Genomic DNA, 1,816 nt, shown 5'->3' with positions numbered 1-1,816 from the left:
GCGGGCGAACCGGCTGGCGCGGTTGCTGATTTCCCGGGGTGTTGGTCCGGAGTCGGTGGTCGGTGTGTGCCTTGAGCGTGGTGTCGAGATGGTGGTGGCGCTGCTTGCGGTGGTGAAGGCGGGTGGTGCGTATCTGCCGGTTGATCCGGGCTATCCGGCGGAGCGGGTCGCGTTCATGGTCGAGGATGCGGCACCGGTGGTGACGCTGGTGTCGGCGGGTACGGCCGGTGTGGTGACGGGTCCTGTGGTGGTGCTGGACTCGGCGGATGTGGTCGGGGAGCTCGGGGGGCTTGAGGGGAGTGCGCCGAGTGTGCCGGTGGCGCCGGAGAATCCGGCGTATGTGATCTTCACCTCCGGTTCCACCGGTCGTCCGAAGGGTGTGGTGGTTCCGCACGCGGGCATCGTGAACCGGTTGGGATGGATGCAGGAGCGGTTCGGGCTGACGGCCGGGGACCGGGTGCTGCAGAAGACGCCTTTCGGTTTCGATGTTTCGGTGTGGGAGTTCTTCTGGCCGCTGCTGGAGGGTGCGGCCTTGGTGGTGGCGCGCCCCGGCGGGCATCAGGAGCCGGAATACCTCGCGTCGCTGGTGCGGGAGCAGCAGGTGACGACGGCGCATTTCGTGCCGTCGATGCTGGAGGCGTTCCTGGCCGACTCCGCGGCCGGCGCGTGCGGGGGTCTGCGCCGGGTGATCTGCTCGGGTGAGGCGCTGCCGCTGTCCGTGCAGGCCCGGTTCTTCGAGGTGTTCGGTGCGGGTGTGGAGCTGCACAACCTGTACGGCCCGACGGAGGCGTCGGTGGACGTCACCGCGTGGCAGTGCAGGCCGGAGCAGCAGGCGGGACCGGTGCCGATCGGTGGACCGGTGGCCAATACCCGTGTGTATGTGCTGGATGACCGTCTTCGGCCGGTGCCCGTGGGTGTCACGGGTGAGTTGTATCTGGCTGGGGTGCAGCTCGCGCGCGGCTATATGGGTCGCGCCGGGCTCACGGCGGAGCGGTTCGTCGCCGATCCCTTCTCCTCACGCGGGGAGCGGCTGTACCGCACGGGCGATGTGGTGCGGTGGAACGCGGACGGTGATTTGGTGTTCGCGGGGCGTACGGACGAGCAGGTCAAGATCCGCGGCTTCCGGATCGAACCCGGCGAGGTCCAGGCGGTTATCGCCGGGCATCCCCAGGTCGCCCAGGCGGCGGTCGTCGCTCGCGAGGACACACCAGGCGACATCCGGCTCGTGGCTTACGTGGTGCCCGCAGGGGCCGTTGAAGAACTGCCCGCGTCCGTAAGAGGGTTCGCGGCGGCGCGGTTGCCGGAGTACATGGTGCCGGTGGCCGTGGTGGTGCTCGACGCGCTGCCCGTGTCGGTGAACGGGAAGCTGGATCGCAAGGCTTTGCCGGCCCCGGACCACGCGCGTTCGGCGGGTGCGGGCCGTGGCCCGGCCAATGCGCGGGAGGAGATCCTGTGCGCCGCGTTTGCGCAGGTCCTCGGCTTGGAGAAGGTAGGTGTCGACGACAACTTCTTCACGCTGGGTGGGCATTCGCTGATGGCGATCCAGCTCGTCCAGGTCCTGCGCGCCCGGGGCGTTTCGGTGTCGGTGCGCGCACTGTTCCTGGCCCCGACCCCGGCCGGGCTCGCGCTGTCGGCCGGTGCCGAACGGGTCGCGGTGCCGGAGAACCTCATCCCCGCGGGCGCGACTGTGATCACGCCGGAGATGCTGCCGCTGGTGGACCTGTCGGCCGAGGAGATCGAGCGGGTCGTCTCGGGCGTCGACGGCGGGGCGGCCAACGTGGCCGACGTCTACCCGCTCGCACCCCTCCAGGAAGGC

At 69.8% G+C, this 1,816-nt stretch carries 1 protein-coding gene; it reads left to right on the top strand.

All coding sequences use genetic code 11. From position 1 onward, the window contains the following. Positions 1-1,816 (top strand): amino acid adenylation domain-containing protein (locus GTY56_RS16760; RefSeq protein WP_161366192.1); only part of this gene is annotated, 1,816 nt, incomplete at both ends.

Source organism: Streptomyces sp. SID5643 (genome assembly GCF_009872555.1).
Classification (GTDB): domain Bacteria; phylum Actinomycetota; class Actinomycetes; order Streptomycetales; family Streptomycetaceae; genus Streptomyces; species Streptomyces iakyrus.
Note: the sequence above shows the minus strand (reverse complement) of the source record. Positions and strands in the feature narration are given on the sequence as shown.